Origin of the sequence: Agathobaculum hominis, from assembly GCF_014288055.1 — a bacterium.
Taxonomy (GTDB): domain Bacteria; phylum Bacillota; class Clostridia; order Oscillospirales; family Butyricicoccaceae; genus Agathobaculum; species Agathobaculum hominis.
Map to the genome: position 1 here is coordinate 63,940 of NZ_JACOPK010000001.1, position 26,088 is coordinate 90,027.

The window sequence follows — 26,088 nt, forward strand, 5'->3', positions numbered from 1 at the left end:
AACCTTCCGCCGATACAGCGGCGCGCCGCTGGAGGCGACTTTACGCTCAAGGTGAGCGTGCACAATAGCCGCCTTCGGCGGCGGAGACGCCGTGCCCACGGCGGGGGAATTGCCGGTGTTCACCGGCGGGAACAAAAGGGGACAGGACACCGTATGGTTTCCTGTCCCCTCTTGACTCCCCTTACCTTCCTTTGCGCTGACACATCGGAGATGTGCAGCGAAACGGGGGTTACGGGGGGCTCGGTTCCGTGCGTCGGGCAGCTTATGGGACGCTGTTATGCCCTGAATTCACTTTGCGTTATCCGCCGCGCATAACAGTGCGCGGCCATTCTCTGCAGGGCGTTCACCCCGTCGCTGCGAAAAACTCCGCTTCGATCAAGCGTTGCCCCTTGGAGCACCAGACGTCACTGTGGGCCCTCGCATTTAGACGCGCGACCGAAGGGAGTCGCGTCCTAAGGAGGGTTTGGGGGAGTCAAGAGGGGGCAAGGGAACCATACGGTGCCCTTGCCCCCTTTTGTCTCCGCCGCCAGACGGCGGCAATTCCCTTGCCGGTGGGCACCGGCACCCCCTCGGCCGTGGGATACGGCCTCTGCTGAGGGTAAAAAGAAAAGGCCCTGCCTTGCGGCAGGACCTTTGGACACAAGGATCACTTGTTCTTATTCTTGATGTACTCATCCATCGCGGCAGCGGCTCTCTTGCCTGCGCCCATGGCGAGGATGACGGTAGCCGCGCCGGTAACGGCGTCGCCGCCGGCAAAAACACCGTCCTTGGAGGTGATGCCGTGCTCGTCATCAGCCACGATGCAGCCCTTGCGGTTGGTCTCGAGGCCCGGGGTGGTATGGCGGATCAGCGGGTTCGGGCTGGTGCCGATCGCCGCGATAACGCAGTCCAGATCGATCACAAACTCGCTGCCCTCGACCGGGATCGGACGGCGGCGGCCGGAGGCGTCCGGCTCGCCCAGCTCCATCTGCTGGCACTTGAGGCCGGTGACGTTGAAGTTCTCGTCAGACAGCACCTCGAGCGGCGCGGTCAGGAACTTGAACACAACGCCCTCTTCCTTCGCGTGGTGGATCTCCTCGAGACGAGCCGGAAGCTCCTTCTCGGAACGGCGGTACACGATGTAAACCTCGTCAGCACCCATGCGCTTTGCGCAGCGGGCAGCGTCCATGGCTACGTTGCCGCCGCCGACGACCGCGACCTTCTTCGCGTGGTAGATCGGGGTGTCGGAATTTTCCTTGTACGCCTTCATCAGATTGATGCGGGTCAGGTACTCGTTCGCCGAGTAAACGCCATTCGCGTTCTCGCCCGGCACGCCGATAAAGGTCGGCAGACCGGCGCCGGAACCGACGAAAATCGCTTCAAAACCGTCGCCGAACAGCTCATCGATGGTCTCGGAGCGGCCGACAACGAAGTTCAGCACAAATTCAACGCCGAGGTCCTTCAGCGTGTCGATCTCCTTCTGCACGATGGCCTTCGGGAGACGGAACTCCGGAATGCCGTACATGAGAACGCCGCCGGCGGTGTGCAGCGCCTCAAATACAGTTACCTCGTAGCCCATGCGCGCGAGGTCGCCGGCGCAGGTCAGACCGGCCGGGCCTGCACCAACGATCGCGACCCTGTGGCCGTTGGACGCGGGTTTTACAGGCTTTTCGGTGCTGTTTTCGCGCGCGTAGTCGGCTACAAAGCGCTCCAGGCGGCCGATGGCCACAGCCTCGCCCTTGATGCCGCGCACGCAGTGGCACTCGCACTGGCTCTCCTGCGGGCAGACACGGCCGCAGACAGCGGGCAGCGCGGAGGTTTCCTTGATCTTGGCAGCCGCTTCGAGGAACTTGCCCTCAGCGACCAGCGCGATGAACTCCGGAATCTTGACCTGTACCGGACAGCCGGTCATGCAGGGCTTGTTCTTGCAGTTCAGGCAGCGCTGCGCCTCCTCGACCGCCATTTCAGCGGTGTAGCCGAGCGTTACCTCATCGAAATTTTTATTGCGGACGTCCGGCGCCTGCTCGGGCATCGGGCACTTTTTCGGATTCATATTCGGCATGATTACTTGACCTCCATCTTGTACAGGTTGCAGTGCTCCTCGCGGCGCGCGACAGCAGCCTTTTCCTGTGCCTTGTACATGGCGCCGCGGCGCATTGCACTGTCGAAATCGACGAGGTGGCCGTCGAAATCCGGGCCGTCAACGCACGCGAACTTGGTCTCGCCGCCGACGGTCAGACGGCAGCCGCCGCACATGCCGGTGCCGTCGACCATGATGGTGTTCATGGAAACGATGGTCTTGATGCCGTAGGGACGGGTGGTCTCGCAGACGAACTTCATCATGATCATCGGGCCGATGGCGATGACGGCATCGTACTGGTTGCCCGCATCGATCAGCTCCTTGAGCACCTGCGTGACCAGCGCCTTGCGGCCGTTCGAGCCGTCGTCGGTGACGATGTGCAGATTGGTGCAGGCGTTCTTCATCTCGTCCTCGAGGATGATGATGTCCTTGGAGCGGAAACCGGCGATGAGGTCGACCTCGACGCCCATTTCATGCAGCTTCTTAGCCTGCGGATACGCGATCGCGCAGCCCAGACCGCCGCCGACGACAGCAACCTTTTTGAAGCCGTCGAACTCGCTCTCCTTGCCGAGAGGGCCGACGAAGTCGTGCAGGCAGTCGCCCTCGTTCAGCGCGCCGAGCGCCTGCGTGGTCGCGCCGACCTCCTGGAAGATGATGGTGATCGTGCCGTTTTCGCGGTCAAAATCCGCGATGGTGAGCGGAATTCGCTCGCCCTCTGCGCTGACACGCAGGATGATGAACTGACCCGGCTCGGCCTTGCGCGCAACGTGCGGCGCGTGGATGACCATCAGCTTGGTGTTCACGTTCAGCGTTTGCTTTTTCAAAATCTGATACACTCTTAAAGAACCTCCTTCGATTGTCGCATCGAACTATTCTATTATACTGTATGTTGTGTGCACAGCGCAAGGGAAAATGCAACATTTTTCGAGGAAAAACCAACCTCTCGGTTGGCGCACCTGCTGATATGCCGCCGTCTGGCGGCGGAGATGCCGGTGACCACCGGCCGGGGCAAAAGGGGGCAAGGGCACCATATGGTTCCCTTGCCCCCTCTTGACTCCCCCAAACCCTCCTTTGCGCCGCGACTCCCTTTGGTCGCGCGGCGAAACGGGAGAAACGGGAGCTCGGTTCCGTGCGTTTTTCAGCTTATATTTGGCTGAGCTGCCCTGAATTTTCCTTGCGTCAACCGCCGCGCATAACAGTGCGCGGCCAGACAGTGCAGGGCGTTTGCTTTCCGCTGCGAAAAGCTCTGCTTCGATCAAGCGGTGTATCTTGGAGCACCAAACGCCCCTGTGGGCCCCTCGCTTTTAGACGCGCGACCGAAGGGAGTCGCGTCCTAAGGAAAGGTTGGGGAGTCAAGAGGGGCGGGGAAACCTTGGTGTCCCTGCCCCTTTTGCCCCCGCCGCCGGGCGGCGGCAATGCACACGCCATGTCATGGCGAACATCCCCCGTCCCGGGAGGGCCTCTCTCGCCTGCGGCGGCAGGCCGCCGGAACGGCGGAAAGGCATACCCTCTGCTGAGAGGAAAAGTGAAAAAAGACGGCAGCCATTCTGGCGGCAATGGCGTTTCTCGCTTTATCTGACAAAAAAACCACCTCGGAGGAGCCTTTTTTCGCTGAAATTTAGGTTGCATTATTAATCATACGGCTGTATAATAAATCTTGTCTGAAAGAACGGCCGCACGGAAATAGCGCGGGCCGTAAATATTAGGAGGAAAAACCAATGAAGAAGTTTACTGCTGCAATGCTGACCATGGCACTGGCAGGCGCTATGCTGACCGGCTGCGGTTCCGCTGCATCGAACACTACTGCTGACGACAGCGCAGCAAAGGACAATACCGCTGCTGCTGCCACCGACGGCGGCACCCTGCGCATGGGCACCAACGCGACCTTCCCGCCGTACGAGTTTGTAGGCGACGACGGCAGCGTTCAGGGCATCGACGCTGACATCGCGGCTGCTATCGCTGACAAGCTCGGCATGAAGGTCGAGATCACCGACATGGAGTTTGACTCCCTGATCCCGGCTCTCCAGAGCGACACCATCGACGTTGCACTCGCCGGCATGACCGTTACCCCGGAGCGTCAGGAGAGCGTTGATTTCTCTGACTCCTACGCAAAGGGCGTACAGGTCATCATCGTTCCGGAAGGCTCTGACATCCAGTCCCCGGACGACCTCGAGGGCAAGAACATCGGCGTTCAGACCGGCACCACCGGTGATACCTACTGCACCGGCGACTACGGCCAGGAGCACGTTAAGCAGTTCAACAACGGTCCGCTCGCTGTCGCTGCTCTGGTGAACGGCCAGATCGACTGCGTCGTTATCGACCAGGAGCCGGCTAAGAACTATGTCGCTGCAAACAGCGGCCTCAAGATCCTTGACACTGCTTACGCAGATGAGGATTACGCGATCGCTATCAAGAAGGGCAACACCGAGCTGCTCGACAAGGTAAACGGCGCGCTGAAGGAGCTGGGCGAGGACGGCACTCTGCAGTCTATCGTTGACAAGTACATCAACGCTGACGCACAGTAAGCGATAGGATTAAAAGGGAAGAGGGACGGTTTTTGCCGCCCCTCTTTCTGCAATCATAAAAAGATAAGAAAGAAAAAGGAGGACAAACTGTGAACGGTCTTACTATGGATCAGTGGCTTCAGACGGTTCCGGCGTGGATCTATGATCTGCCGAGCGGACTGCGCACGCTGATGTATCAGCTCTATCAGACCTTTATCGCCGCCGACCGATGGAAGTGGTTCGCCAACGGCCTGAAGATCACCTTTGCGGTCACGATCGGCGCGCTCATCCTCGGCGTTATCATCGGTATGGTGATCGCGGTCATCCGCACCGCCCACGACTCCCGCCGCGCGGGCAAGGGCAGCATCATCCTGAATATTCTCAACGCCGTCTGCAAGCTGTATCTGACCATCATCCGCGGCACGCCTATGATGGTTCAGCTGCTGATCATGGGCTTCGTCATCATGGTCCCGAAGGACGACACGGCGCGCATGGTCTGCGGCATCGTCACCCTCGGCATCAACTCGGGCGCTTACGTCGCGGAGATCGTGCGAGGCGGTCTGATGTCGGTCGGCGCAGGCCAGATGGAGGCCGGCCGCTCGCTCGGCCTGAACTACGGCCAGACCATGTGGCTCATCATCATTCCGCAGGCGATCAAGAACATCCTTCCGGCGCTCGGCAACGAGATGATCACCCTGTTCAAGGACACCTCGCTCGTGTCGGTCATCGCGCTGCGCGACGTGACCAAGCAGGCGCAGAACATCGTTTCCACCACCTATCAGCCGTATGTGCCGTACATCAGTCTTGCGGTGATCTACCTGCTCGGTGTAATCATCATGACCAAGCTGCTTGGTATTTTCGAGAGGAGGCTGCGCGAAAGTGATCGACGTTAAAAATCTGCACAAGGCGTATGGCGACCATGAGGTTCTCAAGGGCGTCAACGAGCATATCGAGAAGGGCGAAAAGGTCGTTGTCATCGGTCCGTCCGGCTCGGGCAAGTCTACTTTCCTGCGCTGTCTGAACCTGCTCGAGGAGCCAACGAGCGGCGAGATCATCTTTGAGGGCCAGAACATCACCTCGAAGCAGACCGACATCAATCTGGTGCGCCGCCGCATGGGCATGGTGTTCCAGCAGTTCAACCTGTTCCCGCATCTGACGGTCAAGGAAAACATCAAGCTCGCTCCGGTCAAGCTCAAGATCATGAGCGACGAGGAGGCGGACAAGCGTGCGCTCGAGCTGCTTGCGCGCGTCGGTCTGCCTGACAAGGCGGACAGCTATCCGGCGCAGCTTTCCGGCGGTCAGCAGCAGCGAATCGCCATTGCGCGCGCGCTCGCGATGAACCCGGATGTCATGCTGTTTGACGAGCCGACCTCGGCACTCGACCCGGAAATGGTCGGCGAGGTACTGGAGATCATGAAGGAGCTTGCCGACGACGGCATGACCATGGTCGTTGTCACACATGAGATGGGCTTTGCGCGCGAGGTTGCGACGCGGGTGCTGTTTATGGACGGCGGCAATATCGTTGAGCAGAACGAGCCGCATCAGTTCTTTGCAAATCCGCAGAACGCGAGACTTAAGGACTTTCTGTCGAAGGTCCTCTAAAAACTGCCGCCGCAGGCGAAGCTTTTTCTGCTTCACCCGAAGCAGAGGGCAGACCTTCCGCCGATACAGCGGCTCGCCGCTGGAGGTGGGAATGGCTGCCGATGGGCAAGCCGGGCATTGCCGCCGTCTGGCGGCGGAGACAAAAGGGGGCAAGGGCACCGTATGGTTCCCTTGCCCCCTCTTGACTCCCCCAAACCTTCCTTTGGACGCGACTCCCTTCGGTCGCGCGTCTAAAAGCGAGGGGCCCACAGGGACGTCTGGTGCTCCAAGGGTCAACGCTTGATCGAAGCGGAGCTTTTCGCAGCGTTCCGCCGCCGCCCTGCACCGTCTGGCCGCGCACTGTTATGCGCGGCGAACTACGCAAGGGAAATTCAGGGCATAACAGCGTCCTGAAATCTGCCCGACGCACGGAACCGAGCCCCCGTAACTCCCGTTTCGCTGCACATCTCCGATGTGTCAGCGCAAAGGAAGGTAAGGGGAGTCAAGAGGGGACAGGAAACCATGTTTGGTGTCCTGTCCCCTTTTGTTCCCGCCGGTGAACACCGGCTCTCCCGGGCCGCCGAAGGCGGCCAATGTGCACGCTCACATCGAGCGTAAAGCCGCCTCCAGCGGCGAGCCGCTGGATCGGCGGAAGGTCTGCCGTCTGCTGACGGTAAAAAGAGAAAGGGCTTTCTGCTCTTTTTAGAGCAAAAAACAAAGGCAGAGGGTAAAACCTCTGCCTTTTTGTGCAATAATTACTTGACGAAGCACCGCAAAACATGATATAATAATTTGCTGCTAAAAATCGAAGGGCACTTCGCATGCCTAAAGATATGTTAGCACTGTCTGCTGAAAAAAGCAAGACAAACGAATGAAGTTTTTACAACGCCGCCGGGCGTATCAACACCAACTATGCCGAAAGAAACGGAGTGATCAAAGCACATGAAGGTGAAAGACGTACAGCACGGCAAGACCACACGAAAGAGCTTTGCACGCATCGAAGAGATTCTGGAGATGCCGAATCTGATCGAGGTGCAGAAGAAGTCCTACGAGTGGTTCCTCGCAGAGGGACTGCGTGAGGTTTTTGCCGACGCCGCTTCCATTACGGACTACACCGGTAATCTGGAGCTTTCCTTCCTCGACTACACGATGGATGAAGAGCCGAAGTACAGTATCGAAGAGTGCAAGGCACGCGATGCAACATATGCAACGCCGCTCAAGGTCCGTATGCGTCTGCGCAACAAGGAGACGGGCGAGATCAAGGAGCAGGAGATCTTCATGGGCGACTTCCCGAAGATGACCGACTCCGCGACCTTCATCATCAACGGCGCAGAGCGCGCAATCGTATCTCAGCTGGTCCGTTCTCCCGGCGTATACTACGGCAAGGAGCTCGACAAGACCGATAAGGTCCTGCTCTCCACCACCGTTATCCCGTACCGCGGCGCATGGCTCGAGTACGAGACCGATGCAAACGACATTTTCTATGTCCGCATCGACAAGAACCGCAAGATTCCGATCACCTCCTTCATCCGTGCCATCGGCGTAAAGACCGACGCGGAGATCAAGGAGCTGTTCGGCGAGGATCCGCTCCTTCTCGCGACCCTCGACAAGGACCCGGCGCACAGCGCGGACGAGGCCCTCATCGAGATCTACAAGAAGATGCGTCCGGGCGAGCCGCCCTCTGTCGAGTCGGCGACCTCCCTCATGGACATGATGTTCTTCGATATGCGCCGCTACGACATTTCCGCAGTCGGCCGCTACAAGTACAACAAGAAGCTCGACATCGCGCGCCGCATCACCGGCCACAAGCTGCTCGAGACCGTCACCGACCCGATGACCGGCGAGGTCGTCGCTGAGGCTGACACCATGCTGACCCGCGAGAAGGCGACCGAGATCTCCGCCCGCGGCATCAACAACGTTATCGTTGAGTCCGCCGACGGCAACCCGGTCAAGGTATTCGGCAACGGCATGGTATTCGTTGACGACTTCAAGGACTACCTCGGCATGACCGCTGAAGAGCTCGGCATCAAGGAGAAGGTCCGCTTCACCGTCCTCAAGGAGATCATCGACTCCGGCGTACAGGGCGAGGAGCTCAAGAAGGCGTTCAAGGCCCGTCACTATGACCTCATCCCGAAGACCATCATCGTCGACGATATGCTCGCCTCCATCTGCTACCTGCTTAACCTGAGCCACGGCATCGGCACGGTAGACGACATCGACCATCTGGGCAACCGCCGTCTGCGCTGCGTAGGCGAGCTGCTCCAGAACCAGGTCCGCATCGGCTTCTCCCGCATGGAGCGCGTCATCCGCGAGCGCATGACCATCCAGGATCTCGACGTGGTAACGCCGCAGAGCCTGATCAATATCCGTCCGGTAACTGCCGCGATCAAGGAATTCTTCGGTTCCTCTCCGCTCTCGCAGTTTATGGACCAGAACAACCCGCTGGCAGAGCTGACGCACAAGCGCCGCATGTCGGCCCTCGGCCCCGGCGGTCTGTCCCGTGACCGTGCATCCTTCGAGGTTCGAGACGTACACTACTCTCACTACGGCCGTCTGTGCCCGATCGAGACCCCTGAAGGTCCTAACATCGGCCTGATCTCTTACCTCGCGACCTACGCGCGCATCAACGACTTCGGCTTCATCGAGGCGCCGTACCGCGTCATCGAGCACATCAAGGACGAGGCGACCGGCGAGATCCGCTGCCACGTTACCGACGAGGTCCGCTACATGACCGCAGACGTCGAGGACGAGTTCATCGTCTGCCAGGCGACCGAGCCGATGGACGAGAACAACGACCTCGTCAACGACCGCGTTACCTGCCGTCTGCGCGAGGAATTCGTCGAGGTAGACCGCAAGGACGTCGACCTGATGGACGTTTCTCCGCGCATGATGATCTCGGTCGCTACCGCGTTCATCCCGTTCCTCGACCACGACGACGCAAACCGCGCACTGATGGGCGCGAACATGCAGCGTCAGGCGGTCCCGCTGCTCAAGACCGAGGCTCCGATCGTTGCTACCGGCATGGAGTACAAGGCGGCAGTCGACTCCGGCACCATCCCGCTGGCAGAGGGCGACGGCGTCGTTACCCGCGTCACCGCACGCGAGGTCAATGTCCACTACGACAACGGCACCGACAAGAGCTACCACCTGACCAAGTTCCTCCGTTCCAACCAGTCCACCTGTATCAACATGCGTCCGATCGTCGATCTGGGCGAGCGCGTGAAGAAGGGCGACGTACTGGCGGACGGTCCGTCTACCGATCAGGGCGAGATCGCGCTCGGCAAGAACGCGCTCATCGGCTTCATGACCTGGGAAGGCTACAACTACGAGGACGCAGTTCTGCTCAACGAGCGTCTGGTCCGCGATGACGTATATACCTCGATCCATATCGAGGAGTACGAGTCCGAGTCCCGTGATACCAAGCTCGGACCCGAGGAGATCACCCGCGACATCCCGAACGTCGGTGAGGATGCGCTGCGCAACCTTGACGAGCGCGGCATCATCCGCGTCGGCGCCGAGGTGCACGCCGGCGATATCCTGGTCGGCAAGGTCACCCCGAAGGGTGAGACCGAGCTGACCGCTGAGGAGCGTCTGCTCCGCGCGATCTTCGGCGAGAAGGCGCGCGAGGTCCGCGACACCTCCCTGCGTGCGCCGCACGGCGAGGCAGGCATCGTCGTAGACGTCAAGGTATTTACCCGCGAGAACGGCGACGAGCTGTCTCCCGGCGTCAACATGGTCGTTCGCGTCTACATCGCTCAGAAGCGCAAGATCTCTGTCGGCGATAAGATGGCGGGCCGCCACGGCAACAAGGGTGTCGTTTCGCGCATCCTGCCGCAGGAGGACATGCCGTTCCTCGAGGACGGTCGTCCGCTCGACATCGTTCTGAACCCGCTGGGCGTACCGTCCCGAATGAACATCGGTCAGGTGCTCGAGGTACACCTCGGCTTCGCGGCGAAGAAGCTCGGCTGGAAGGTCGAGACGCCGGTATTCGACGGCGCAACGCTCGAGGACATCAAGGAGACCCTGGTCGCTGCCGGCGTTGACGAGGACGGCAAGAGCGTCGTCTATGACGGCCGCACCGGCGACAAGTTCGACAACCGCGTAACCGTCGGCTACATGTACTACCTCAAGCTGCATCATCTGGTCGACGATAAGATCCATGCCCGTTCCACCGGCCCGTACTCGCTCGTTACCCAGCAGCCTCTGGGCGGCAAGGCGCAGTTCGGCGGCCAGCGCTTCGGCGAGATGGAAGTCTGGGCCCTCGAGGCATACGGCGCAGCCTACACCCTGCAGGAGATCCTGACCGTAAAGTCGGACGATATCACCGGCCGTGTCAAGACCTACGAGGCGATCGTTAAGGGTCACAACGTACCGCAGCCGGGCGTTCCGGAGTCCTTCAAGGTACTCACCAAGGAGCTGCAGGCGCTGTGTCTGGACATTCAGGTTCTCGACGAGAACATGGAGGTCATCGAGCTGAGCGAGGACGACGAGGACGAGACCGAATACGTTCGTCCGATGGAGCAGGCTGTTTCGGGCGCGGACGATGAGTTCACCGCAGCCGGCTTCGGCATCAACGACGCCGAGGACGGCGACACCGATCTCTTTGCACTGGATAACCCCGCCGAAGACGGAGACGATGCCGGAGATGATTTCGACGATCTGGGCGAATAAGCCGCATAAGACCGAAAATCATCTGTGAATAGGGAAGGAGCATCTTAATAATATATGGGATATCATACGTTTAACGCCATCAAGATCGGTCTGGCGTCCCCTGACCTGATCCGCGAATGGTCCTACGGTGAAGTTAAAAAGCCCGAAACCATCAACTACCGCACGCTCAAGCCGGAACGCGACGGCCTGTTCTGCGAGCGTATCTTTGGCCCTACCAAGGACTGGGAGTGCCACTGCGGCAAGTACAAGAAGGTCCGCTTCAAGGGCAAGATCTGCGACAAGTGCGGCGTTGAGGTCACCAAGGCCAAGGTCCGCCGCGAGCGCATGGGCCACATCGAGCTGGCAGCGCCGGTATCGCACATCTGGTACTTCAAGGGCATTCCGTCCCGCATGGGTCTGATCCTCGACATCAGCCCGCGCATCCTCGAGAAGGTCCTGTACTTCGCCAACTATATCGTTATCGATCCGGGCGATACGCCGCTCATGAAGAAGCAGATCCTCACCGAGGCTGAGTACCGCGACATGCGCGAAAAGTACGAGGACGATTTCCGCGCCGGCATGGGTGCGGAGTCCATCAAGGAGCTGCTCGCGGAGCTGGATCTCGATGAGCTGTCCAAGGAGCTGACCGCAGAGCTGCGCGAGGCCTCCGGCCAGAAGCGCCTGCGCATCATCAAGCGCCTCGAGGTCGTCGAGTCGTTCCGCCTGTCTCATAACCGTCCGGAATGGATGATCATGGACGTTGTCCCGGTCATCCCGCCGGAGATCCGACCGATGGTACAGCTGGACGGCGGCCGCTTCGCGACCTCCGACCTGAACGATCTGTACCGCCGCGTCATCAACCGCAACAACCGTCTCAAGCGACTGCTCGAGCTGGGCGCGCCGGACATCATCGTCCGCAACGAGAAGCGCATGCTGCAGGAGGCTGTTGACGCTCTGATCGACAACGGCCGCCGCGGCCGCCCGGTCACCGGTCCGAACAACCGCGCACTCAAGAGCCTGTCCGACATGCTCAAGGGCAAGCAGGGCCGCTTCCGTCAGAACCTGCTCGGCAAGCGCGTCGACTACTCCGGCCGTTCGGTTATCGTCGTCGGTCCGGACCTCAAGATCTACCAGTGCGGTCTGCCGAAGGAAATGGCTCTCGAGCTGTTCAAGCCCTTCGTCATGAAGAAGCTGGTCGAGGACGGCACCGCATCCAACATCAAGTCCGCCAAGAAGATGGTCGAGCGCGCAAAGCCCGAGGTATGGGACGTGCTCGAGGACATCATCAAGGGGCACCCGGTCATGCTGAACCGTGCGCCGACGCTGCACCGTCTGGGCATTCAGGCGTTCGAGCCGGTCCTCGTCGAGGGCCGCGCCATCCGTCTGCATCCGCTGGTATGTACCGCGTTCAACGCCGACTTCGACGGCGACCAGATGGCAGTTCACGTTCCGCTGTCCGCTGAGGCACAGGCTGAGGCCCGTCTGCTGATGCTGTCCGCGAACAACCTGCTCAAGCCGCAGGACGGCAAGCCGGTTACCATCCCGTCGCAGGATATGGTCCTCGGCTCCTACTATCTGACCATCGACCGCGACACCGAGCCGGGCGCCGGCAAGGTATTCCGCAACGTCGACGAGGCTCTGATGGCTTACAACGAGGGCGTTGTCGGCATCCACGCGCCGATCAAGGTCCGTCTGACCAAGGAGATCAACGGCAAGATGGAGTCTGCGATCGTAGACGCTACTCCGGGCCGCCTGATCTTCAACGAGCGCATTCCGCAGGACCTCGGCTTCGTAGACCGCTCGGACCCGTCTAAGAAGTTCGATCTCGAGATCATGTTCACCTGCGGCAAGAAGGAGCTCGGCAAGATCATCGACAAGTGCATCCGCGTTCACGGCTTCCACATCACCGCCGAGGTGCTTGACTCGATCAAGGCAATGGGCTACAAGTACTCCACCAAGGGCGCTCTGACCGTAGCCGTTGCAGATATGCTCGTGCCGGAGGGCAAGGACGAGATGATCCATGTCTCCGAGAAGAAGGTCGCTCAGATCGACCGCAAGTACAAGCGCGGCTTTATCACCGATCAGGAGCGCTACCGTCTGACCGTAGCTGAGTGGGAGGAGACCACCAAGAAGGTTACCGCAAAGCTGCAGGACAACATGAAGGCACAGCGCTACAACCCGATCCACATGATGGCGGACTCCGGTGCGCGAGGCTCGATCAACCAGATCCGTCAGCTGGCAGGTATGCGAGGCCTGATGGCATCCGCCTCCGGTAAGACCATCGAGATCCCGATCAAGTCCAACTTCCGTGAAGGCCTGACCGCCCTCGAATACTTCATCGCGGCCCGCGGCGCTCGAAAGGGCATGGCCGATACCGCGCTTCGTACCGCAGACTCCGGTTACCTGACCCGCCGTCTGGTAGACGTTTCGCAGGATGTCATCATCCGCGAGGACGACTGCGGCGCGACCAAGGGCATCTGGGTCGAGGACATCAAGGAAGGCAACCAGATCATCGAGCCGCTGCGTGAGCGTCTGCTCGGCCGTTATCCGGTCGACGACATCTGCGACCCGGAGACCGGCGTAGTCATCATTCCGAAGAGCAAGATGATGAACGAGCACGATGCCGACAAGGTCATCGAGGCAGGCATCACCCGCGTGCAGATCCGCTCCGTACTCGAGTGCCGCGCACGCAAGGGCGTTTGCAGCCACTGCTACGGCATCAACCTGGCAATGGGCACTCCGGTCGGCAAGGGCGAGGCTGTCGGCATTATCGCAGCGCAGTCCATCGGCGAGCCGGGCACCCAGCTTACCATGCGTACCTTCCATACCGGCGGCGTCGCAGGTTCGGATATTACGCAGGGTCTTCCGCGAGTCGAGGAGCTGTTCGAGGCACGCCGCCCGAAGAAGGCCGCTACCCTCGCAGAGATCGGCGGCATGGTCTCCATCGAGGAGTCCAAGCGCACCACCGTCAAGACCGTCAACGTTGTCGATCCGAAGACCGGCGATATGCGTTCCTACCAGCTCGCTTCCTCTTCCGGCATCCGCGTAACCGACGGCCAGGAGATCCCGAAGGGCTTCCAGCTCAACGAGGGCTCGCTCAATCCGCATGACATCCTCCGCATTCTTGATCCCCGCGCCGTTCACGACTACGAGATCAAGGAAGTTCAGAAGGTTTACCGTCAGCAGGGCGTAGATATCAACGATAAGCATATCGAGGTTATCGTTCGCCAGATGATGCGCAAGGTCCGCGTCGAGGACGCAGGCGATGCAGAGGTTCTGCCGGGCTCGGTTATGGACTGGCTCGAGTTCGAGGACTACAACAACGCCGTACAGGCGCGTATCGACGCCGGCGAAGAGGGTCTGCGTCTGGCAGTTGCAGAGCCGACTCTCATGGGTATCACCAAGGCATCCCTTGCAACCGATTCGTGGCTGTCCGCGGCTTCCTTCCAGGAGACCACCCGCGTGCTGACCGATGCGGCGATCAAGGGCAAGATCGACCCGATGATGGGCCTGAAGGAGAACGTTATTATCGGCAAGCTGATCCCGGCAGGCTCGGGCGTTTCCGATTACTGCAACGGTCACTACGAGCAGAACGTTAACCTTGACTAATAGGTAAAGAGCGAAACGCTTTTACAAGGAGCACTCCGAAAGGGGTGCTCCTTTTGCGTGGCAGAGATTTAATTGTATAAAAGGGAAAAGAATGGGAACAATGTAAGGTGCGCGTCTCGTTTGTCTAATTTCACCTGTTTTCCGGTCAAAAACAGAGAGAAATGCACGGAAAGGGAAAAAGTCAAAACGGCAGGAAAAAAGTTTGAAAAAATGCTTGACTTTAGGGGGGCGGGACAGTATACTATTGGAGTATGCCGTATAGGAGGGAAAAACATGCTTTCAGAACTTCATTCGGCGCACAAGGTCATCGGTGTCAAGCAGACGAAAAAGGCCATCAAGGACGGCAAAGCCGCTATGGTCTATGTCGCGCTCGACGCGGAAAAGCGCGTCACGGGTCCGATCTACGAACTGTGCACCGAGAATCATGTTCAGATGGTCGAGATCACGACCATGGCTGAGCTGGGCGATGCCGTCGGCATCGACGTCGGTGCGTCCGTCGTCTCCGTGCTCGCCGAATAAAACTGCTGAGAAAGCGAAAACGCTTTTTCATATATACTTTTGAAAGAAGGAGGAAATAAAATGCCAACTTTTAACCAACTCGTCCGTAAGGGTCGTGAGGCAGTCGTCACCAAGTCTACGGCGCCGGCACTCCAGGTAGGCTACAATTCTCAGAAGAAGAAGGCCACCGACCTGTCCGCTCCGCAGAAGCGCGGTGTCTGCACTACGGTTAAGACCATGACTCCGAAGAAGCCGAACTCTGCGCTTCGTAAGGTAGCTCGTGTAAAGCTGACCAACCAGATGGAAGTTTCCGCTTACATCCCCGGTGAAGGCCACAACCTGCAGGAGCACTCTGTAGTTATGGTTCGCGGCGGCCGTGTAAAGGACCTTCCTGGTGTCCGTTACCACATCATCCGCGGCACTCTGGATACCCAGGGCGTTGCAAACCGTCGCCAGGCTCGTTCCAAGTACGGTGCTAAGCGCCCGAAGGCAGGCAAGTAATCTGCGCCTGATGGCGTGATACTGCGTTGCGGACTCCTTTGCGTACCTTTGTACGCGGCAGTCGTCCGCGCCTTGTCTCACACCACCATGCTTGATTACTGCTGCACAGCTCGTTTGCTTCGAAATGCGAAGCGGCGGCTGTGAACAGAGTCACAACAAACCCACAAAGGTTTTGCGAGAAAGTTATTTCAGAGCAAAGCACATTTTCTTGCTTTGTCTGAGGCGTTTTATTATCCGATTTATAGTCGGGTGGTTACCTCGGACAGGCATTGCTACGACAGGATACGCCTGTCGAAGTACCTATGAAATCAAATATTTTTGAAGGAGGGAAGTAAAGTGCCAAGAAGAGGTAATGTCCCCAAGAGAGACGTTCTGCCCGATCCGCTTTATAATTCCAAGCTCGTCACCAAGCTGGTAAACTCTATCATGCTCGACGGCAAGAAGGGCGTTTCGCAGAAGGTTGTTTACGGTGCTTTCGATATTGTCCGTGAGAAGACCGGACGTGAACCGCTGGAAGTATTCACCGAGGCGATGGAGAACATCATGCCGTCGCTCGAAGTTAAGGCTCGCCGTGTAGGCGGCGCCACCTATCAGGTCCCGATGGAAGTTCGTCCGGAGCGTCGTCAGACCCTGGGCCTTCGCTGGATCACCAAGTACTCTCGCGCTCGTTCTGAGAAGACCATGCGTGAGCGTCTGGCTGGCGAGATCATGGATGCCTGCAACAATCTGGGCGGTGCTGTTAAGAAGCGTGAGGATACCCACAAGATGGCAGAGGCGAACAAGGCTTTCGCTCACTACCGTTACTAATCTGTCGGTTTCCGCATAACGCTTTGAAAGGAGAGCAATATGCCTAGAGAATATTCCCTGGAAAGAACCAGAAATATCGGCATCATGGCGCACATCGACGCCGGTAAGACCACTACCACCGAGCGTATTCTTTATTACACCGGTGTAAACCATAAGATCGGCGATACCCATGACGGTACCGCTACCATGGACTGGATGGAGCAGGAGCAGGAGCGTGGTATCACCATCACCTCCGCAGCTACCACCTGCCACTGGTCCGGTTCTACTCATCAGTTCCCGGAGCATCGTATCAACATCATCGACACCCCGGGCCACGTTGACTTTACCGTAGAGGTAGAGCGCTCCCTGCGCGTTCTGGACGGTTCCGTAACCGTATTCTGCGCAAAGGGCGGCGTAGAGCCGCAGTCTGAGACCGTTTGGCATCAGGCTGACAAGTACAAGGTTCCGCGTATGGCGTTCGTCAACAAGATGGACATCATGGGCGCGGACTTCTACAACGTAGTTAACATGATGAAGGATCGTCTGAAGTGCAACGCCGTTCCGGTACAGCTGCCGATCGGCTCCGAGGACACCTTCAAGGGCATCGTTGACCTCATCACCATGCGTGCAGAGGTTTACTATGATGACCTCGGCAAGGACATCCGCGACGAGGATATCCCGGCTGACATGATGGAGAAGGCTCAGCAGTATCATGATGAGCTGTGGGAGCACGTTGCTGAGCTCGACGAGGACCTCATGATGAAGTACCTCGAGGGCGAAGAGCTGACCATTAAGGAAGTCAAGGCTGCGATCCGCAAGGGCTGTATCGCAAACGAGATCGTTCCGGTCCTCTGCGGCACCGCTTACCGCAACAAGGGCGTTCAGCCCCTGCTCGATGCTGTTATCGAGTACATGCCGGCTCCGACCGACATCCCGGACATCAAGGGCATTAACCCGCAGACCGACGAAGAGGACTCCCGTCCGTCTTCCGACGAGGCTCCGTTCTCTGCACTGGCGTTCAAGATCGCTACCGACCCGTTCGTTGGCCGTCTGACGTTCTTCCGTGTATACTCCGGTACCGTAACTGCTGGTTCCTCTGTCCTCAATGCGACCAAGGACACCCGCGAGCGTCTGGGCCGTATTCTTCAGATGCATGCAAACCATCGTCAGGATATCGACTGCGTATACTCCGGCGATATCGCTGCAGGCATCGGCTTCAAGAACACCACCACGGGCGACACGCTCTGTGATGAGAAGCACCCGATCATCCTCGAGTCTATGGAGTTCCCGGACCCGGTTATCCGTGTCGCGATCGAGCCGAAGACCAAGGCTGGTCAGGAAAAGATGGGTATCGCTCTCGCCAAGCTGGCTGAAGAGGACCCGACCTTCAAGACCTACACCGATGAAGAGACCGGCCAGACCATCATCGCTGGCATGGGCGAGCTTCATCTGGAGATCATCGTTGACCGTCTGCTGCGCGAGTTTAAGGTAGAGGCTAACGTAGGTTCTCCTCAGGTTGCTTACAAGGAGACCATCCGCCGCTCCGCTGACGTCGACCAGAAGTACGCTCGTCAGTCCGGTGGTAAGGGTCAGTACGGCCACGTTAAGATCATCGTTGAGCCGAACGAGTCCGGCAAGGGCTACGAGTTCATCAACAAGATCGTCGGCGGTGCGATCCCGAAGGAATATATCGAGCCGGTTAACCAGGGTATCCAGGGCGCTATGCAGGCTGGTATCCTCGCAGGCTACCCGGTAGTTGACGTCAAGGTTACTCTGTATGATGGTTCTTACCACGAAGTCGACTCTTCTGAGATGGCGTTCAAGATCGCCGGTTCTATGGCGTTCAAGGAAGCGATGAAGAAGGCTGACCCGGTTCTGATGGAGCCGATCATGCAGGTAGACGTTCTGGTTCCGGAAGAGTACATGGGCGACGTTATCGGCGACCTGAACTCCCGCCGCGGCCAGATCCAGGGCATGGAGCCGCGCGGCGGCGTACAGGCGATCTCCGCTGCTGTACCGCTGAGCGAGATGTTTGGTTACGCTACTACTCTGCGTTCCCGTACGCAGGGCCGTGGCCAGTACACCATGCAGCCGAGCCACTACACTGAAGTGCCGAAGAGCATTCAGGAGAAGATCATCGACTCGCGCACCAAAAACAACGACTAAAATATCTGCTCTGCCTATTGCATTTTCATGCAATTTGAAGTAGAATAAGTTTATCGTGACTTAGATTTCATTTTACGAGGAGGAAATCCACAATGGCAAAGGAAAAATTTGACCGTTCTCTGCCGCACGTTAACATCGGCACTATCGGCCACGTTGACCACGGCAAGACCACTCTGACCGCTGCAATCACCAAGGTTCTGGCTCTCGAGGGCGATGCTGAGTATCAGGCATACGACTCCATCGACAAGGCACCGGAGGAGAAGGAGCGCGGCATTACCATCAACACCGCTCACGTTGAGTACCACACCGCTAAGCGTCACTACGCTCACGTTGACTGCCCGGGCCATGCTGACTACGTCAAGAACATGATCACCGGTGCTGCTCAGATGGACGGCGCTATCCTGGTTGTATCCGCAGCTGACGGCCCGATGCCGCAGACCCGCGAGCACATCCTGCTGTCCCGTCAGGTAGGCGTACCGTATATCGTTGTATTCATGAACAAGGCTGACCAGGTTGACGATCCGGAGCTGCTCGATCTCGTTGAGATGGAGATCCGTGAGCTGCTGAGCTCTTACGACTTCCCGGGCGACGACGTACCGGTTATCCGTGGTTCCGCTCTGAACGTTCTGACCTCTGATTCCACCGATCCGAACGCTCCGGAGTACGCTTGCATCCGCGAGCTGATGGACGCTGTTGACTCCTATATCCCGACCCCGGATCGTGCTGCTGACAAGCCGTTCATCATGCCGGTCGAGGACGTATTCTCCATCACCGGTCGTGGTACCGTTGCTACCGGCCGTGTAGAGCGTGGCCAGCTGAAGATGGGCGAGGAAGTTGAGATCGTTGGTCTGATGGACGCTCCGCGCAAGACCGTCGTTACCGGCATCGAGATGTTCCGCAAGCTGCTCGACTACGCTGAAGCAGGCGACAACATCGGCGCTCTGCTCCGTGGTATCCAGAAGAACGAGGTTGAGCGTGGCCAGGTTCTGGCTAAGCCGGGTTCTATCCACCCGCACACCAAGTTCCACGGTCAGGTTTACGTTCTGAAGAAGGAAGAGGGCGGCCGTCATACTCCGTTCTTCAACAACTACCGTCCGCAGTTCTACTTCCGTACCACCGACGTTACTGGCGTTATCACTCTGCCGGAAGGCACTGAGATGTGCATGCCGGGCGACAACGTTGAGATGGACGTTGAGCTGATCACCCCGATCGCTATCGAGGAAGGCCTGCGTTTCGCTATCCGTGAGGGTGGCCGCACCGTAGGTTCCGGCGTTGTAACTGCTATCAACGCTTAATTTAAGCTTTAGCATTACTTTACTGCTGACAAGGCTCCCATGCTTCGGCATGGGAGCCTTTTTACGTCTGTCTGCATAATCTCCTTTTTTTCGGGCAAGCTGTCCGGGAAGGAGTGATGAACAATGATGCCGTATGACGAGAACGTGAACCGCTTCGAGGCGGCGCGCAAGTCGTTTCAGTGGATGGAGCGCAGCAAGCCTTCTGTCGCCGCAAGGGGAGACGTAGACCTTCCGTCGGACAGCCGTCGTCTGTCCGAGACGGGAGATCTGCCCGAGGGCATCGCCGTGCCGCCGCACGAGCGCGATTGCGGCCGCGCGCATCCGATGTGCGGGACCGACAGCGAGAATCTCACAGCATGGTGCAGAGAGCACGAAACATAACTTCCGCCGGCAAGCCGCAGATTTATCCACAGTCTGTGGCTTGTTTCTTGTCTGCGGCCGCTTTTTCTGTCGAATTGTTTACATCAGGCCGGTTTTGTGCTACACTATATACTATGAAATTATGCGCAGTCCCCGGCGCACACAGCACACTCCCGCAGCATAGGCTGAGTGCAGGAGGGGATAGCATGTCGGTTTTCTGGCAAAGTCTGCTTGCTGTTTTCGCGGCGGTAGGATTTTACACGGTGCTGCACGTAGTTTATGAGCGAATCTGCGCACATATGCTCCGGCAGCACGGCTCGGCGGAGCTGACGCTGTACGGCGACGGCTGCGATCCGGCGAGCGAACAGCTCATCCGCGCGGCCTGCCGCGTCCGGCGGCAGTATCTGCCCGGCGCTGCCATCACGTTTATCGAGCTTGGCAGCGGTCAGGGGCAGAATATCGCCAAATTTCTCGCGGTGCGGCAGGATATCATGTATCTGGAATAGAAAAAGCAGGAGAGGACGGTGCTTTGTGGACGAAAAAGAATATGTAGAGCTGCGCGGCACGGTCGAGCAGATCGTTTTCAGCAATGAGGAAAACGGTTACGCCGTGCTGCGCCTTTTGTCGCAGGAGGGTGCGGAGATCACTGCTACCGGTACTTTTCCGGGCATCGGTCTGGGCGAGGAGCTGACCATGGTCGGATGCTGGGTCATGCATCCGTCCTACGGCGAGCAGTTTTCGGCCGAACGCTTTGAACGCCGCCTGCCGACTACCGTCCGCGGCATCGCGGATTATCTGTCCTCCGGCCTGATTCGCGGCATCGGGCCGCGCCTTGGTGCACGCATCGCCGAAAAATTCGGCGAGGATACCTTCGATGTGATGCTGAACGAGCCGGAACGGCTGACCGAGATCAAGGGCATCACCTCGCGCCGCGCCAAAGAGATCGCGCGGCAGTATGTCGAGCAGAGCGCGATGCGCGAGCTGATGGATTTCCTCAGCGAGCATGGTCTCCCCATCGAGATCACGGCGCTGCTGTACAAGCGGTTTCACGACAGCGCCATCGAAAGCCTGAAGGAGAACCCGTACCTGCTGTGCGACCCGTATTATGACGTCGATTTCCGTCTTGCGGACGGTCTGGCGATCGAGCTCGGCCTGTCCATGCTGTCCGACGACCGAACGGACGCAGGCATCGTCTATACGCTGACCTTCAACCTCGGAAACGGCCACACCTTTATTCCGCTCGACAAGCTGACGACCGCCGTCATCCGCCTGCTGAGCGACGAGGACGTCGTGTTCGATGAGGACCGCATCCTCGCCGGCATCCTGCGCCTCGCCGACAAGGGCATCCTCGTCCGTGAGGAGATCGCAGGCCGCGACGCGGTCTATCTGCGCGATATGCACGACGCGGAGGCTTATCTCGCACATATGCTGAGCGATATGTCTGAGCGCAATTACGAGTATGATTTCGACGTAGACAGTCTGCTGCACGGCCTGTTCGATGACAGCGAGTTCCCGTATTCGGAAAAGCAGAAGCAGGCCATCGCGGCGGCGGCGCGGAACGGTCTTGTCATTCTGACCGGCGGTCCGGGCACCGGCAAGACTACCACGGTCAGCGGCATCCTGCGCGTGTTTGAGGCGCTCAGCCTGAATACGCTGCTCGCCGCGCCGACCGGACGCGCGGCCAAGCGCCTGTCCGACCTCACCGGCATGGAGGCAAAGACCATCCACCGCCTGCTCGAGGCCGGGTTCGCGCCCGGCGGGCGCACGGTCTACGCGCGCACCGTCACCAATCCGCTCGAGTGCGACGCGGTCATTCTGGACGAGGTGTCCATGGTCGACATCCGGCTGATGCAGGCGCTCATCGAGGCGCTGCCGCACGGCGCACGGCTCGTGCTCGTCGGAGACGCCGACCAGCTGCCGCCGGTCGGGCCGGGCAATTTCCTGCGCGACATCATCGCCTCGCAGCGCGTTCCGACCATCCAGCTGACCGAGATCTTCCGCCAGGCGCAGAAATCCGACATCGTCATGAATGCGCACGCGGTCAACGAGGGTCATATGCCCACGCCGTCAGGCGCGGACGGCGACTTTTTCTTCATGAAGCGCGGCGACGCGGCCTCGGTCATCGAGACCGTCGCACAGCTCTGCTCACAGCGCCTCCCGGCGCACTACGGCTTTTCGCCGTCGCAGATTCAGGTGCTGTCCCCGGCCAGACGGCAGGGCAGCGGCACGGCTGCGCTCAACCGCCGTTTGCAGGAGACGCTCAATCCGCCAAGCGAGAACAGGCGCGAAAAGCGCTTCGGCGACATAATCTTCCGCGAGGGCGACCGCGTCATGCAGGTGCGCAACAACTACGACATCGTCTGGGAGCGCGAGGGCGGCGACGAGACCGGCACGGGCGTGTTCAACGGCGACGTGGGCGAGCTCGAGCGCATCTATCCGCAGCAGGAATGCCTGATCGTGCGCTTCGATGACCGCCTTGCGACCTACACGTTCGATATGCTGAGCGAGCTTGAGCTTGCCTACGCGGTCACGGTACATAAATCGCAGGGCAGTGAGTTCGACGCGGTCGTTTTCGCCCTGTCCGACGGCCTGCCGCGCCGCCTTCTCACCAGAAATATCCTCTATACCGGCATTACGCGCGCGAAGCAGCTGCTCGTCATCGTGGGCAGCACGGAGACGGTCTCCCACATGGTCGCGAACAATCAGAAGGGCCGCCGGTACAGCGCTCTCAAGGCAAGACTGCGTGGCGAACGCGCGGCCGACGCCCCGGAGATCGCGCTGCTCTGAGCACGAAAAAAGTCGAAACGGCTACAATTTACCGCCAGGACTTGCCAGAAACGTTCCGGATAGAGTATAATAAAGGTACTGCTTATAATGAAAAGGATGAAAAACGCAACATGGCTTCTTTTCTTGATATTTTTAAGAGAAACTTCTCTCTTTTTTCGAGCGACATCGGCATTGATCTCGGCACGGCGACCGTTCTCGTTTATGTGAAGGGCAAGGGCATCGTGCTCAACGAGCCGTCCGTCGTCGCAGTGAACAAGGTGACGGGAAAGCTCGTAGCGGTCGGCACGGAGGCGCAGGAGACCCTCGGCCGCACGCCGGACAACATCATCGCCATCCGTCCGCTGCGCGAGGGCGTCATTTCGGACTACGAGATGACCGAGCTGATGATCAAGGAGTTCATCCGCAAGGTACAGGGCTTCCGCCTGTTCAAGCCGAACGTCGTCATCTGCGTGCCCTCGATCATCACCGAGGTCGAGGAGCGTGCGGTCATCGACGCCGGCACGCAGGCCGGTGCGAAGCGCGTGTTCCTCATCGAGGAGCCGGTCGCGGCGGCCATCGGCGCGGGTCTCGACATCAGCAGGCCGAACGGCAATCTGGTCGCTGACATCGGCGGCGGCACGACCGACATCGCGGTCATCTCGCTCGGCGGCATCGTCGAGTCCACCTCGATCAAGATCGCGGGCGACAAGTTCGACGAGGCGATCATCAAATATGTGCGCCGCAAGCACAACGCGCTCATCGGTGAGCGTACGGCGGAGCAGGTCAAAAAGACCATCGGCTGCGTCTATCCGCGCACCGAGGAGGAGATCATGGAGGTCAAGGGCCGCTGTCTGATGACCGGCCTGCCGCGCACGTTCACGCTCAGCTCGTCCGAGATCCTCGAGGCGCTCGAGGAGGTCTCCTCCGCTATCGTCGAGGCCATTCACAGCGTGCTCGAGCGCACGCCTCCCGAGCTGACGGGCGACATCTCCTCCAACGGCATCGTCATGACCGGCGGCGGCTCGCTCATCTGGGGCTTCGACAAGCTCGTTGCCTCCAAGACCGGCATCCCGACGCGCGTCGCGGACGAGGCGGTCTCGTGCGTCGCCTACGGCACGGGCAACTGTCTCGAGAACCTCGCGAGCATGCAGGACGGCACGATCAATCTGTCGCGCAAGAGACAGATGCGGTAACGGCAGGCGTGATGACCGAACAGGAAAAATACATGAAGGCGGCGCTGAAGCTCGCGCACAGGGCGGCGGAGGAGGGCGAGGTCCCGGTCGGTGCGGTCGTTGTCTGCGACGGAAAGATCGTCGGACGCGGCCGTAACCGCCGCGAGACAAAGAAAAACGCGCTGCATCACGCGGAGATCGAGGCCATCGAGAAGGCCTGCAAAAAGCTCGGCGGCTGGCGGCTGCACCGGTGCGACCTGTATGTCACGCTCGAGCCGTGTCCGATGTGCGCCGGGGCGATCATCAACGCCCGCATCAAAACGGTCTATTTCGGCGCATTCGACCCGAAGGCCGGCTCGTGCGGCTCGATGATCAATCTGTTTTCGCTGCCGTACAATCATCAGCCGGAGCTCGTTTCCGGCGTTATGGAGGAGCAGTGTGCGGACGAGCTGCGCACGTTCTTCCGGGAGCTTCGAAAGAAGCGCAAACTCATCAGAAAAGCACAGAAGAGCGAGGAAGCTGCGGCGGAAAGCGGAGAAGCGCAGCAGGATGCGTTCTGTGAAAGAGAAAAGTAGTAATAAGTGGGGTTAAAAACAAATGCAAAGAGAAAGACTCGGTTCGCGTCTGGGCTTTATTCTGCTCAGCGCAGGCTGCGCCATCGGCGTCGGCAACGTATGGAAGTTCCCGTGGATGGTCGGACAGTACGGCGGCGGCGCCTTCGTTCTGTTCTATGTGATCTTCCTGCTCATCCTCGGTCTGCCGATCATGACGATGGAGTTCGCGGTCGGCCGCGCCAGCCAGAAAAGCCCGGTACGCGCCTATCAGGTGCTGGAAAAGCCGGGCAGCAGGTGGCATATCCACGGTTATCTGGCGATGATCGGCAACTATCTGCTGATGATGTTCTACACGACGGTCTGCGGCTGGATGCTGCACTATTTCTATCTGACCGCAGCGGGCAGATTTGTCGGAGCAACGACCGAGCAGGTCGGCGCGGTGTTCGGTGAAATGCTGTCCCGGCCGGGCGTCATGGCGGGCTGCATGATCGCGGTCGTCGTCATCGGCTTCCTCATTAACTCGTTCGGCCTTCAGGGCGGTCTGGAGCGCGTGACCAAGGTCATGATGATCGCGCTGCTCGCCATCATGGTCGTGCTCGCCGTCAACAGCATCCGCACCCCGGGCTCGGGCGAGGGTCTGCGCTTTTACCTCATCCCGGACTTCGGCCGCATGGCGGAGACCGGCGTGGCGAACGTGGTCGTGGGCGCGATGAATCAGGCGTTCTTCACCCTGTCGCTCGGCATCGGCGCGATGGCGATCTTCGGCAGCTATATCGGCAAGGGACGCGCGCTCATGGGAGAGGCGGTCAACGTCGCTGTGCTCGACACCTTTGTCGCCTTCACCGCCGGTCTGATCATCTTCCCGGCGTGCTTCGCGTTCAACGTATCCCCGGACAGCGGTCCGAACCTCATCTTCGTCACCCTGCCCAACATCTTCAACCACATGGCTGGCGGCCGTCTGTGGGGCAGTCTGTTCTTTGTATTCATGGCGTTCGCGGCATTCTCTACCGTGCTCGCTGTTTTCGAGAACATCATGTCCTGCTGCATGGATCTGACCGGCTGGAGCCGCAAAAAGACCGCGGCGATCAACATCGTTCTGATGATCCTGCTGTCCCTGCCGTGCGTTCTCGGCTTCAATGTCTGGAGCGGCTTTCAGCCGTTCGGCCCGGGCTCGAACGTTCTCGATCTTGAGGATTTTCTGGTTTCCAATCTGTGGCTTCCGCTTGGCTCGCTCGTCTATCTGCTGTTCTGCACCTCGCGCTATGGCTGGGGATGGAAGAATTTCCAGAACGAGGCGAACGACGGCGGCGGCATCAAGGTGCGCGACGGCATTCGCTTCTATGTGAGCTATATCCTGCCGCTCATCGTGCTCGTCATCTTTGTGCTCGGCATCAGGGATAAGTTTTTTGCGTAAATAATACTTGAAAAAATGGGTGCAGTACGGTATAATTATCGATGCACCCATAATAATGCCGGCGTGGCGAAATGGTACACGCAGTTGACTCAAAATCAACCGGTGGAAACACCTTGGGGGTTCGAGTCCCCCCGCCGGCACCAGTAAAAGACTGTCGCGAAACTAAACTTTAT

General features: G+C 59.1%; 18 protein-coding genes and 1 tRNA gene. 17 read left to right on the forward strand and 2 right to left on the reverse strand.

Features of this window, described 5'->3' with window-relative positions; all coding sequences use genetic code 11:
- Positions 1 to 646: 646 nt before the first annotated feature.
- Both gltA and H8S02_RS00300 read right to left on the reverse strand, forming a co-directional pair.
- Positions 647 to 2,041: an NADPH-dependent glutamate synthase gene (gltA, locus tag H8S02_RS00295; protein WP_186968729.1), complete on the reverse strand. Its 1,395-nt coding sequence runs from the start codon at positions 2,039 to 2,041 to the stop codon at positions 647 to 649.
- A gap of 2 nt (positions 2,042 to 2,043) precedes the next feature.
- Positions 2,044 to 2,895 carry a sulfide/dihydroorotate dehydrogenase-like FAD/NAD-binding protein gene (locus H8S02_RS00300; RefSeq protein WP_186968730.1) on the reverse strand — a complete coding sequence of 284 codons (852 nt, stop codon included), beginning with the start codon at positions 2,893 to 2,895 and terminating at the stop codon, positions 2,044 to 2,046.
- Positions 2,896 to 3,777: 882 nt separating this feature from the next.
- On the opposite strand from H8S02_RS00300, the gene H8S02_RS00305 reads away from it, so the two are divergent.
- The 17 genes from H8S02_RS00305 to H8S02_RS00385 all read left to right on the forward strand — a co-directional run bounded on the left by H8S02_RS00305 (position 3,778) and on the right by H8S02_RS00385 (position 26,058).
- A complete protein-coding gene (locus tag H8S02_RS00305) occupies positions 3,778 to 4,584 on the forward strand; it encodes a basic amino acid ABC transporter substrate-binding protein (RefSeq protein ID WP_186968731.1) in 807 nt (268 codons plus the stop codon).
- Positions 4,585 to 4,673: 89 nt separating this feature from the next.
- On the forward strand, positions 4,674 to 5,456 hold the full coding sequence (locus H8S02_RS00310; protein WP_330601911.1) for an amino acid ABC transporter permease: 783 nt from the start codon (positions 4,674 to 4,676) through the stop codon (positions 5,454 to 5,456).
- Positions 5,443 to 6,165 (forward strand): amino acid ABC transporter ATP-binding protein, encoded by a 723-nt coding sequence (locus tag H8S02_RS00315; RefSeq protein WP_186968732.1) that lies wholly within the window; start codon positions 5,443 to 5,445, stop codon positions 6,163 to 6,165. The genes H8S02_RS00310 and H8S02_RS00315 overlap by 14 nt, the downstream gene beginning before the upstream one ends.
- Positions 6,166 to 7,086: 921 nt before the next feature.
- Positions 7,087 to 10,815 (forward strand): DNA-directed RNA polymerase subunit beta, encoded by a 3,729-nt coding sequence (gene rpoB / locus H8S02_RS00320; RefSeq protein ID WP_186968733.1) that lies wholly within the window; start codon positions 7,087 to 7,089, stop codon positions 10,813 to 10,815.
- Between the two features lie 54 nt (positions 10,816 to 10,869).
- Positions 10,870 to 14,403 carry a DNA-directed RNA polymerase subunit beta' gene (gene rpoC / locus H8S02_RS00325; protein ID WP_186968734.1) on the forward strand — a complete coding sequence of 1,178 codons (3,534 nt, stop codon included), beginning with the start codon at positions 10,870 to 10,872 and terminating at the stop codon, positions 14,401 to 14,403.
- Positions 14,404 to 14,676: 273 nt separating this feature from the next.
- Positions 14,677 to 14,922, forward strand: a complete 246-nt coding sequence (locus H8S02_RS00330; RefSeq protein WP_118685448.1) for a ribosomal L7Ae/L30e/S12e/Gadd45 family protein — start codon at positions 14,677 to 14,679, stop codon at positions 14,920 to 14,922.
- A 60-nt stretch (positions 14,923 to 14,982) separates the two neighbouring features.
- Positions 14,983 to 15,402, forward strand: a complete 420-nt coding sequence (gene rpsL, locus H8S02_RS00335) for a 30S ribosomal protein S12 (protein ID WP_118685447.1) — start codon at positions 14,983 to 14,985, stop codon at positions 15,400 to 15,402.
- Positions 15,403 to 15,738: 336 nt separating this feature from the next.
- Positions 15,739 to 16,209: a 30S ribosomal protein S7 gene (gene rpsG / locus H8S02_RS00340; RefSeq protein WP_186968735.1), complete on the forward strand. Its 471-nt coding sequence runs from the start codon at positions 15,739 to 15,741 to the stop codon at positions 16,207 to 16,209.
- A 39-nt stretch (positions 16,210 to 16,248) separates the two neighbouring features.
- Positions 16,249 to 18,354, forward strand: coding sequence for an elongation factor G (gene fusA, locus H8S02_RS00345; RefSeq protein ID WP_186968736.1), 2,106 nt, complete (start codon positions 16,249 to 16,251; stop codon positions 18,352 to 18,354).
- A gap of 92 nt (positions 18,355 to 18,446) precedes the next feature.
- Positions 18,447 to 19,649: an elongation factor Tu gene (gene tuf / locus H8S02_RS00350; protein ID WP_118685444.1), complete on the forward strand. Its 1,203-nt coding sequence runs from the start codon at positions 18,447 to 18,449 to the stop codon at positions 19,647 to 19,649.
- Between the two features lie 123 nt (positions 19,650 to 19,772).
- On the forward strand, positions 19,773 to 20,030 hold the full coding sequence (locus H8S02_RS00355; RefSeq protein WP_186968737.1) for a hypothetical protein: 258 nt from the start codon (positions 19,773 to 19,775) through the stop codon (positions 20,028 to 20,030).
- A gap of 185 nt (positions 20,031 to 20,215) precedes the next feature.
- Complete coding sequence (locus H8S02_RS00360) at positions 20,216 to 20,515, forward strand: hypothetical protein (protein WP_186968738.1); 300 nt, start codon at positions 20,216 to 20,218, stop codon at positions 20,513 to 20,515.
- Between the two features lie 25 nt (positions 20,516 to 20,540).
- The gene (gene recD2, locus H8S02_RS00365) at positions 20,541 to 22,796 is read left to right on the forward strand and encodes an SF1B family DNA helicase RecD2 (RefSeq protein ID WP_186968739.1); all 2,256 of its coding nucleotides are present in this window, start codon (positions 20,541 to 20,543) and stop codon (positions 22,794 to 22,796) included.
- Positions 22,797 to 22,906: 110 nt separating this feature from the next.
- Positions 22,907 to 23,968, forward strand: coding sequence for a rod shape-determining protein (gene mreB, locus H8S02_RS00370; protein ID WP_118685438.1), 1,062 nt, complete (start codon positions 22,907 to 22,909; stop codon positions 23,966 to 23,968).
- An 11-nt stretch (positions 23,969 to 23,979) separates the two neighbouring features.
- Positions 23,980 to 24,522: a tRNA adenosine(34) deaminase TadA gene (gene tadA, locus H8S02_RS00375; RefSeq protein ID WP_186968967.1), complete on the forward strand. Its 543-nt coding sequence runs from the start codon at positions 23,980 to 23,982 to the stop codon at positions 24,520 to 24,522.
- Positions 24,523 to 24,544: 22 nt separating this feature from the next.
- Positions 24,545 to 25,915 carry a sodium-dependent transporter gene (locus tag H8S02_RS00380; RefSeq protein ID WP_186968740.1) on the forward strand — a complete coding sequence of 457 codons (1,371 nt, stop codon included), beginning with the start codon at positions 24,545 to 24,547 and terminating at the stop codon, positions 25,913 to 25,915.
- A gap of 57 nt (positions 25,916 to 25,972) precedes the next feature.
- A tRNA-Leu gene (locus tag H8S02_RS00385) sits at positions 25,973 to 26,058 on the forward strand.
- Positions 26,059 to 26,088 lie beyond the last annotated feature (30 nt).